Consider the following 9,869-nt stretch of genomic DNA (forward strand, 5'->3'; position numbering starts at 1 on the left):
CGCGTGCGCCGGTGGCCTCGCTTTCCCGAATTCCCAATCCCCAATCCCGAATCCCGTCGCCTCCGCAGGAGGCGAACCATGAACGCCGCGCTTCGCCGCACCCTGCAGGTCGGCACCTGGGCGATCGCCATTGCCCTGGTGGCCCTGCCCGTGGTCGCGGTCCTCAACGGCTGGATCGGCGCCGAGCGCTGGCCGCTGCGCACCCTGCGCGTGACCGACGGGCTCGAACGCGTGGACACCGCGCGCCTGCGCGAAACGCTGCTGCCGTATGCGGCTTCGGGTTTCTTCGCGGTCAAGCTCGACCAGGCGCGCGCCGCGATCGCGCGGCTGCCCTGGGTCGAGCATGCCGAGGTGCGCAAGCGCTGGCCGGACGTGCTGGAGGTGCGCATCGTCGAACACCGTCCGTTCGCGCGCTGGGGCGACGACCGCCTGCTGTCCGAGCAGGGACGCCTGTTCCCGGTGGCCGGCATCGAGGTGCCCGCCGGCCTGCCGCAACTCTCCGCGGCCGATGCGCGGGTTCCGGACGTGGTCGCGCTCTACAACGAGTCGCGCGAGATGTTCGCGCCGGGCGGCTACTCGGTCGAGCGCCTGGCGCTGGACAGCCGCGACAGCTGGTCGCTGACCCTGGACAACGGCGTCGAGGTGGTGGTCGGCAGCCAGGAGGCGCGCCTGCGCCTGAAGCGCTTCGCGCGCGTCCTGCCGCAGCTGCTCTCGCGCAATCCGCAGCCGCTGCAGCGCGCGGACCTGCGCTACACCAATGGCTTCGCCCTTGAGTGGGCGAAGCCGGGATTGGGGATTGGGGATTCGGGATTCGAGAAAGCCGATGCGCACGCATCGGTGAGTCCCGGCCGGCCCGCCCTCCCCAATCCCGAATCCCGAATCCCCAATCCCGGCTTCTCCACATGAACCGCAAAGGCGACAAGGCCCTCATCGTCGGCCTCGACATCGGCACCTCCAAGGTGGTGGCTCTGGTCGGCGAGTATTCGCCGGGCAATCCCATCGAGGTGATCGGCATCGGCTCGCACGAATCGCGCGGGCTCAAGCGCGGCGTTGTGGTCGACATCGAATCCACCGTGCAGTCGATCCAGCGCGCCATCGAAGAGGCCGAGCTGATGGCCGGCTGCGAGATCCGCAGCGTGTATGCGTCGATCTCGGGCAACCACGTGCAGTGCCGCAACTCCAACGGCATCGTGCCGATCCGCGACGGCGAGGTGACCTGGGCCGACCTGGACCGCGTGCTCGACGCGGCCAAAGCGGTGGCGATCCCGGCCGACCAGAAGATCCTGCACGCGATCCCGCGCGAATACGTGCTGGACGATTCGCAGGAAGGCATCCGCAACCCGGTCGGCATGACTGGCGTGCGCCTGGAGGTGCATGCGCACCTGGTGGTGTGCGCGCAGTCGGCCGCGGCCAACGTCTCCAAGTGCGTGCAGCGCTGCGGCCTGTCGATCGACGACCTGGTGCTGTCCTCGCTGGCCTCGAGCACCGCGGTGCTCACCGGCGACGAGCGCGAGCTGGGCGTGGTGCTGGTGGACATGGGCGCGGGCACCACGGATCTGGCGGTGTTCGTGCAGGGCGCGATCTGCCATACCGCCTCGCTGCCGATCGCCGGTGACAAGGTCACCGAGGACATCGCGCACATGCTGCGCACGCCCACGCCCGAGGCCGAGCAGATCAAGGTGCGCTATGCCTGTGCGCTGGCGCAGCTGGCCACGTCCGAGGAATCGATCCAGGTGCCGAGCGTGGGCGACCGCCCGCCGCGGCGCCTGCCGCGCCAGTCGCTGGCGCAGGCGGTGCAGGCGCGCTACGAGGAGATCTTCGAGATGGTGCAGGCCGAACTGCGCCGCTCCGGCTTCGAACAGCACGTGCGCGCCGGCATGGTGCTCACCGGCGGCGCCGCGAAGATGGAGGGCGTGGTGGAGCTGGCCGAGGAGATGCTGCAGATGCCGGTGCGCGTGGGCATTCCGCAGCACGTCACCGGCCTGGGCGAAGTGGTCAACAACCCGGTCCACGCCACCGGCGTGGGCCTGCTGCTGATGGGCAGCCAGATCGAGAATCCCAGGCGTCCGTCGTTGCCGACCGGCAAGGCGGGCAGCCTGCTGAAGAAGGTCAGTACCTGGTTCCGCGGCGAGTTCTGACGAACTCGCCGCGGAACGGGATTGGGGATGCGGGATTGGGGATTCGGAACGGCAACGGCAAACGGCAACAACGCGGCAACAGCAGAGAAGAACGAGCAGGTGAGGCGAAGGCGGAAGGCGACAGCGGTACGGCGCGAAATTCATAAGAACGCCGGTGATGAGCGAAGTGGTGATGGAACCGGAGCTTCTCCGAATCCCCAATCCCCACTCCCCACTCCCGGCTCAAACTAGAGAGGACAAGGACATGGCACATTTCGAACTGGTTGAGAAGATGGCCCCGAACGCCGTCATCAAGGTGATCGGCGTCGGCGGCGGCGGCGGCAACGCGGTCGCGCACATGGTCAACAGCAGCGTGGACGGCGTCGAGTTCATCACCGCCAACACCGACTCGCAGGCGATCCGCAACTGCGGCGCCAAGCTGCAGCTGCAGCTCGGCGGCAACGTCACCAAGGGCCTGGGCGCGGGCGCCAACCCCGAGGTCGGCCGCCAGGCCGCGCTGGAGGACCGCGAGATCATCATGGACGCGCTGCAGGGCGCCGACATGGTCTTCATCACCGCCGGCATGGGCGGCGGCACCGGCACCGGCGCGGCGCCCGTGGTCGCGCAGCTGGCCAAGGAGATGGGCATCCTGACCGTGGCCGTGGTCACCAAGCCGTTCCCGTTCGAGGGCCGCCGCCGCATGCAGGTCGCGCTCAAGGGCATCGAGGACCTGTCCTCGCACTGCGACTCGCTGATCACCATCCCCAACGAGAAGCTGATCACCGTGCTCGGCCGCAACGCGACCATGGTGCAGGCCTTCCGTGCCGCCAACGACGTGCTGCTGGGCGCCGTGCAGGGCATCGCCGACCTGATCGTGCGCCCCGGCCTGATCAACGTCGACTTCGCCGACGTGCGCACCGTCATGTCCGAGATGGGCCTGGCGATGATGGGCACCGGCCACGCCCGCGGCGACGACCGCGCCCAGGCCGCCGCCGAGTCCGCGATCCAGAACCCGCTGCTCGACGACGTCAACCTGGCCGGCGCCAACGGCATCCTGGTCAATATCACCGCCGGCCCGGACTTCACCATGAGCGAGTTCGACGAAGTCGGCCGCACCGTGGAGAACTTCGCCAGCGAGGACGCCACCATCGTCATCGGCACCGTGCTCGATCCGGACATGGCCGACGACGTGCGCGTGACCGTGGTCGCCACCGGCCTCAACCGCGGCGTGGCCCGCGGCACCGGCCGCGGCGCCGACCAGGGCAGCTTCGAGCAGGCGCGCCGCCCGCACGTGCAGCTGATCAACACCGGCAAGCGCGACGGCACCACCGGCATGTTCATCGAGGACGGCAACGACGCGTTCGCCAGCGGCAGCAGCATCGCCTCGGGCCTGCGCGGCCGCAGCGTCGCCGCCGAGACCGCGCCGGCCACCCCGCCGGTGGCCGACCTGGGCGACAGCTACCTCGACATCCCCGCGTTCCTGCGCCGCCAGGCGGACTGACGGCGAGTGCGGGCCGGACGAGTCCTGTCCTCCCCCCCAACCGCGGGGAGGGCAGGATCGGGCCCCGGTCCGACACGCCGTCGCGAGTCCCTGGTCGGGCCTTCCGCGGCCCGCCGGGAGGGCGCAATCCGGCCCTCGAACCCCCAGTCCGGGCACGCCGCCACTCCCGTCCAGTTCAGGGGGCGGAGTGATAATCTGCGCCGTTGCCCCCATTTCCGGGGCTGCCACGGACGTCAACAGGCCGAACAGATGCCGCAGCAACGCACCATCAAGAACGTGATCCGCGCCACCGGCGTGGGCCTGCACAGCGGCAACAAGGTCTTCCTGACGCTGCGCCCGGCCGCCCCGGATACCGGCATCGTGTTCCGTCGGGTCGACCTGGACCCGGTGGTCGAGATTCCCGCGGCCGGTGAACTGGTCAGCGAGACCACGCTGTGCACCGGCCTGTCGCGCGATGGCGCCAAGGTCCAGACCGTCGAGCACCTGATGTCGGCGCTGGCCGGACTGGGCATCGACAATCTCTACGTGGAACTGTCCGCGCCGGAAGTGCCGATCATGGACGGCTCGTCGGGACCGTTCGTGTTCCTGCTGCAGTCTGCCGGCATCGTCGAGCAGGATGCGCCCAAGCGCTTCATCCGCATCAGGCGCCCGATCGAGGTGCGCGAGGGTGACAAGATCGCGCGTTTCGAGCCCTACGACGGCTTCCGCCTCGGCTTCACCGTGCAATTCGACCACCCGGCCATCCCGCAGTCGCAGTCGCGCGCGCAGGTCGAGTTTTCCACCGGCAACTACATCCGCGAAGTCAGCCGCGCGCGCACCTTCGGCTTCATGCGCGACCTGGAATACATGCGCGAACGCAACCTCGGCCTCGGCGGCTCGATGGACAATGCGATCGTGCTCGACGAGTTCCGCGTGCTCAACGACGACGGGCTGCGCTACGCCAACGAGTTCGTGCGCCACAAGATCCTCGACGCGGTCGGCGATCTGTACCTGGCCGGCCGGCCCATCCTCGGCGCATTCGAGGGCTACAAGTCGGGACACGCGCTCAACAACAAGCTGGTGCGCGCGCTGCTGGCCAATCGCGAAAGCTGGGAAGAAGTCACCTTCGCCAGGACCGCGCCGCCGCCGGTCGTCTACGGCGAGCCCGTCGCCGCCTGAGTTTCCTCCCGCGGCGCAGCGGCGGGATGTCCCGATTGGCCGCTTGACGTCCGGCTACCTGGTCGCGGGCGCTGCAATGTGCCCGCATCGCGTCGGACGTCTTTCCGCTGTGCGATGGCTCCCGAACGCGCCAGGGCATGGCGCCTCAGGGCCGAACGCCCCGGATTCCTTCACAAGCTGCCCCGCTGGCTGAACCGCCTGCACGGGCTCTTCACGCCTGCCAACCGCCATTTCTGGCCGAAAATGCGGATTGGTAACAACAAATTAACGAAATTGGAACGCTCGTGAAGCGGCGCATTAACGTTTCGCCGGAAAGTGGCCGCTAGCATGCCCTGTCCGCGTGGGCCGGCCGGGAGGCCGGGCAACCGCCCAGCGGATCCCGGGAACCAGGCTCAGCCGCGGCTCTTCGGGTCTTCCGGTCCGGGTTCGTCCAGTGCTTCCAGCGCGGCGCGAAATGCCTCCTGCGCAGCCGGGCCGGGTCCGCGGGAGGGGGGCGCGACCTGCGCGGAAAGCCGCGCGTCGGGCCGGATCGGTTGGGAGGTCGTCCGGACGGTGACCTCACGCACTTCCAGCCCGACGGAGCGGGCAGCGTCGAGCAGTTCGTCGGCCGACAGGCGCAGCCTGGCGTGCCAGACGGGGGAATCGGCGAGGAACACCAGCCTGCCGTCGACGACGTTGGCCAGCCGCACGTGTGCGGCCAGCCCCGGAGGCAGGAGGGGACGCAGTTGGCGGTCCAGCGCGTCGAGCCCCAGCGCATGGCGCACGGGATCGCGGGCGGTACCGGACAGCAGTGCATCGAGCGCTGTCTGCATGGTCGCGGAGCGATCCGCAGCAGGCGGCACCTTTGGCGAACTGGACCGCCGCGATCGGAAATCAGACATAGACACATGACTTTACACACAATCCAGGTGCAGACGCTGTCGACGCTCAGGAACGTGGGCGAACGTGCACGCAAGCGACTGCACGAACGCCCTCTGGCCGCGGCCTTGCTGTTGCTCGGCGTCGGCGTCGTCATCGGCGGTGGCCTCAATGCCTCGGGCATGAGCCATCTGCAACGCCAGGTCGCCAGCCAGGAGCAGGCGCTGGACACCACCCGCCGCGAGGCGCAGCGCGAAGTGAATGCGCTGGCCGCGCGCCTGGGCGAACTGCAGGCGCAGGCCAACCGCCTCAATGCGCTGGGCGACCGCCTCACGCGCATCGCCAAGCTCGGCGACGGCGAGTTCGATTTCGACCGGCCGGTGGGCCTGGGCGGCGCCGAACCCAGCCAGGACATGCCGGCGCGTCAGCTGGTCGGCGGCCTCGACGAGGTCGATGCGCAGTTCGGCAACGCCGGACGCCAGCTGTCGGTGCTCGAGGCGCTGCTGTTCGACCAGGAACTGGAGCGCAACGCGGTGCCCTCGCGCTCGCCGGTCGCCAGCAGCTACATCACCTCGGGTTACGGCGGCCGCGCCGACCCGTTCGGCGGCGGCAGCCAGTTCCACAAGGGCATCGATTTCGACGCCAACACCGGCGATCCGGTCCTGACCGTGGCCGACGGCGTGGTCAGCTATTCCGGCGTGCGCAGCGGCTATGGCAACGTGGTCGAAGTGGACCACGGCAATGGCTACGTCACCCGCTATGCGCACAACTCGCGCAACACGGTGAAGGTCGGCGATCTGGTGCGCGTGGGCCAGCAGATCGCCAGGGCCGGCTCGACCGGCCGCTCCACCGGCGCCCACGTGCACTTCGAAGTCTGGGAGAACGGGCGCGTGCACAACCCGCGCAAGTTCCTGGGCGAGATGGGCGCCAAGCGCGGCTGAGGGCTTCGGCCGGTCGGCCTTCGGGCGAGTCGCCTCTGCGTGGGCGCATGCGCCCCGGGGGAGGGACGCAAGGCGCTGGGCAGCGGGCAAGGGCGGTGAGCCGCTGCAGGTGCGGTCCCGAGCCAGCACCAGGGGCGTCGAACGTCCATAGCGGGGTTGTTCACCGATGTCGCGCGTGGCGACGCGTTCGGCTCGCGGGGCGCGTTGGGGGACGTCTGGCGCCCCTTGCAAACGCTCCCGGCCGCCACCACGGTACAATGCGCGTTGCCATCGAAAAGGGCGCCACTGCGCCCTTTTTCATTGCCGGCGCGCCTCCTCCGGCGCAACAGCCGGCCCCGTCCAGCTTCCGGTAAACCCATGCTCAATCGCCTGCTCACCAGCGTCTTCGGCAGCCGCAACGACCGCCTCATCAAGCAGCTCGGCGGCATCGTCAAGAAGATCAACGCCCTCGAACCGCAGATGCAGGCGCTGTCGGACGCCGAACTCCAGGCCAAGACCCCCGAACTGCGCGAGCGCGTCGCCAAGGGCGAAACGCTGGACAAGGTGTTGCCCGAAGCCTTCGCCGTGTGCCGCGAGGCCAGCGTGCGCGTGCTGGGCATGCGCCACTACGACGTGCAGCTGATCGGCGGCATGGTGCTGCACCTGGGCAAGATCGCCGAAATGCGCACCGGCGAAGGCAAGACCCTGGTCGCGACGCTGCCGTGCTACCTCAACGCGCTCGAGGGCAAGGGCGTGCACGTGGTCACGGTCAACGACTACCTGGCCCGCCGCGACGCCGCGCAGATGGGCAAGCTCTACAACTGGCTGGGCCTGAGCGTGGGCGTGGTCTATCCGGGCATGAACCATGGCGACAAGCACGCCGCCTACCGCGCCGACATCACCTACGGCACCAACAACGAATTCGGTTTCGACTACCTGCGCGACAACATGGCCATGTCCAGGCAGGACCGCTTCCAGCGCGGCCTGCACTACGCCATCGTCGACGAGGTCGACTCGATCCTGATCGACGAGGCGCGGACCCCGCTGATCATCTCCGGCCCGGCCGACGAGTCGCCCGAGCTGTACATCAAGGTCAACCGCATCGTGCCCTCGCTCAAGCGCCAGGAAGTCGAGGACGGCGTGGGCGACTACTGGGTGGACGAGAAGGGCAAGCAGGTGCACCTGTCCGAGGCCGGACAGGAACATGCAGAAACCCTGCTGCATCGCGCCGGCATCCTGGAAGAGGGCGACGACCTCTACGCCCCGCACAACATCCACGTGGTCCACCACCTCAACGCCGCGATGCGCGCGCACGCGCTGTACCAGCGCGACGTCGACTACATCGTGCGCGATGGCGAGGTGGTGATCGTCGACGAGTTCACCGGCCGCACCCTGACCGGGCGCCGCTGGTCCGACGGCCTGCACCAGGCGGTCGAGGCCAAGGAAGGCGTGCCGGTGCAGCGCGAGAACCAGACGCTGGCCAGCATCACCTTCCAGAACCTGTTCCGCATGTACGGCAAGCTGTCGGGCATGACCGGCACGGCGGACACCGAGGCCTTCGAGTTCAACAGCATCTACAGCCTGGAAGTGGTGGTGATCCCCACCCACCGGCCGATGATCCGCGTCGACCACCCCGATGCGGTGTTCCTCAACCGCAACGGCAAGTACCGCGCGGTGTGCAACGAGATCAAGGACTGCTATGAGCGCGGCCAGCCGGTGCTGGTGGGCACCACCTCGATCGAGGTGTCCGAGCTGCTGTCGCAGTTCCTGCGCAACGAGAAGATCCCGCACGAGGTGCTCAACGCCAAGCAGCACGAGCGCGAAGCGCAGATCATCGCCAACGCCGGCCAGCCCAAGGCCGTGACCATCGCCACCAACATGGCCGGCCGCGGCACCGACATCGTGCTGGGCGGTTCGCTGGAGGTCGAGCTGCACGCGCTGGGCGAGGACGCCAGCGACGCCGACCGCGCGCGTGTGCGCGCGGAGTGGCAGAAGCGCCACGACGAGGTGGTGGCGCTGGGCGGCCTGCACATCCTGGGCACCGAACGTCACGAGTCGCGCCGCATCGACAACCAGCTGCGCGGCCGTTCCGGACGCCAGGGCGATCCCGGTTCGAGCCGCTTCTATCTGTCGCTCGAAGACAACCTGATGCGCATCTTCGCCGCCGACTGGGTGCAGAAGGTCATGGCGCGCATGGGCCTGAAGGAAGACGACATCATCGAGTCGCCGCTGGTGTCCAAGCAGATCGCCAACGCGCAGCGCAAGGTCGAGGCCCACAACTTCGACATCCGCAAGAACCTGCTCGACTTCGACGACGTCAACAACGACCAGCGCAAGGTGATCTACGGCCAGCGCGACGAGTTGCTGGACGCCGAGAGCGTCAAGGACAACATCGAGGGCATCCGTGGCGACGTGGTGATCGATACCGTCGAGCGCTTCGTGCCGCGCGATTCCATCGACGAGCAGTGGGACCTGCCGGGCCTGGAGGCGACGCTGGAGCAGGAATTCGGCCTGCGCCTGGACCTGCAGGGCATGGCCAGGACGCGCAAGGAACTCGACGCCGACGACATCCAGGACCATGTGCGCGAGTCGCTCGACCAGGTGTTTTCCGACAAGGAAGCGCAGGTCGGCGGCGAGACCATGCGCGCGCTCGAGAAGCACATCATGCTCAACGTGCTCGACGACAACTGGAAGCAGCACCTCGGCCGCATGGACTACCTGCGCCAGGGCATCCACCTGCGTGGCTATGCGCAGAAACAGCCCAAGCAGGAGTACAAGAAGGAAGCGTTCGAACTGTTCAGCGAGATGCTGGACAAGGTCAAGCGCGAGGTCGTGACCCTGCTGGCGCGCGTGCGCGTGCGCACCGAGGAGGAAGTGGCCGCGATCGAGGCACAGGAGCGCGCGCAGACCGAGGCGCGCCTGCGCCAGGCCCAGTTCCAGCATGCCGACGCGGGCGGTTACAGCGCCGACGAGGAAGCCGCGCAGCCCGACTACCAGCACGGGGCGCAGTCGCCGATCGTGCGCGACGGCGCCAAGATCGGCCGCAATGATCCCTGCCCCTGCGGAAGCGGCAAGAAGTACAAGCACTGCCACGGCCAGCTGGCCTGACCGACGAGGGGCGACACGGGGGAGGCACGGTCGCCTTCTCCCCCGGCGCCGTGCGCCGCCTGCGGGCGATTTCCCGTACCCCGAAGGCGCGGTGGTCCGGGCTGGGCCGGATGGCCTGGCAGCAGGGACCTTCGCGACCAAGGTCGCTCCCACAGGGTGCGGACGGCCCGCGACTTGTGGGAGCGCGCTCGCGCGCGAAGGCGTTCG

The 9,869-nt window shown here is 68.7% G+C and carries 7 protein-coding genes; 6 read left to right on the top strand and 1 reads right to left on the bottom strand.

Going from position 1 to position 9,869, the window contains the following annotated elements; translation table 11 throughout:
• Positions 1-78: 78 nt before the first annotated feature.
• From Q0863_RS17460 to lpxC, 4 genes are all read left to right on the top strand, one after another.
• A complete protein-coding gene (locus Q0863_RS17460) occupies positions 79-906 on the top strand; it encodes a cell division protein FtsQ/DivIB (RefSeq protein WP_298581433.1) in 828 nt (275 codons plus the stop codon).
• The gene (ftsA, locus tag Q0863_RS17465; protein WP_298581434.1) at positions 903-2,138 is read left to right on the top strand and encodes a cell division protein FtsA; all 1,236 of its coding nucleotides are present in this window, start codon (positions 903-905) and stop codon (positions 2,136-2,138) included. Before Q0863_RS17460 ends, ftsA begins: the two co-directional genes overlap by 4 nt.
• Before the next feature lie 244 nt (positions 2,139-2,382).
• Positions 2,383-3,618 (top strand): cell division protein FtsZ, encoded by a 1,236-nt coding sequence (gene ftsZ / locus Q0863_RS17470; protein WP_298581435.1) that lies wholly within the window; start codon positions 2,383-2,385, stop codon positions 3,616-3,618.
• Between the two features lie 249 nt (positions 3,619-3,867).
• Entirely contained in the window at positions 3,868-4,776 is a 909-nt protein-coding gene (gene lpxC, locus Q0863_RS17475; protein ID WP_298581436.1) for a UDP-3-O-acyl-N-acetylglucosamine deacetylase, read from the top strand.
• A 392-nt stretch (positions 4,777-5,168) separates the two neighbouring features.
• Here the strand turns inward: lpxC and Q0863_RS17480 are convergent, their stop codons facing one another.
• On the bottom strand, positions 5,169-5,588 hold the full coding sequence (locus Q0863_RS17480) for a DUF721 domain-containing protein (RefSeq protein WP_298581437.1): 420 nt from the start codon (positions 5,586-5,588) through the stop codon (positions 5,169-5,171).
• Between the two features lie 75 nt (positions 5,589-5,663).
• On the opposite strand from Q0863_RS17480, the gene Q0863_RS17485 reads away from it, so the two are divergent.
• Together Q0863_RS17485 and secA are read left to right on the top strand one after the other, a co-directional pair.
• Positions 5,664-6,575, top strand: a complete 912-nt coding sequence (locus Q0863_RS17485) for a M23 family metallopeptidase (protein ID WP_298581438.1) — start codon at positions 5,664-5,666, stop codon at positions 6,573-6,575.
• Between the two features lie 357 nt (positions 6,576-6,932).
• The gene (secA, locus tag Q0863_RS17490) at positions 6,933-9,662 is read left to right on the top strand and encodes a preprotein translocase subunit SecA (protein WP_298581439.1); all 2,730 of its coding nucleotides are present in this window, start codon (positions 6,933-6,935) and stop codon (positions 9,660-9,662) included.
• The last annotated feature ends 207 nt before the right edge of the window (positions 9,663-9,869 follow it).

Origin of the sequence: uncultured Luteimonas sp., assembly GCF_947492465.1 — a bacterium.
Lineage (GTDB): Bacteria > Pseudomonadota > Gammaproteobacteria > Xanthomonadales > Xanthomonadaceae > Luteimonas.